Annotated in this window: 1 protein-coding gene; it reads left to right on the top strand. The window is 42.8% G+C overall.

The genetic code is table 11. The annotated features are described in order from the left end of the window. Window positions 1-229, top strand: a 229-nt coding sequence (locus tag ACPYOJ_RS37270; protein ID WP_481420670.1) for an FAD-dependent oxidoreductase, incomplete at both ends; no start/stop codon positions are given.

Below are 229 nucleotides of genomic sequence, written 5' to 3'. Positions count from 1 at the left end.
AGCTTTCGGAATGAAAAATACACAGGAAACGATCGGTATCAGAAATCATGTGCTGATGACTTGCGAAAAGCTGATTCGGGAAAAAAGCCGCAGTGACGATGGAAACTGGAATATCGTAATTGTAGGAAGCGGTCCCACAGGGGTAGAGCTGGCTGGTGCTTTTGCCGAAATGAAAAAAGAAATTCTCCCGAGGGATTATCCTTACATGAATTTTAATCATCTTCAGATC

This window comes from Rhizobium sp. SVR5-9E (assembly GCF_056755095.1).
The sequence above is the reverse complement of the archived record's forward strand: the minus strand, read 5'-3'. Positions and strand labels throughout refer to the sequence as shown.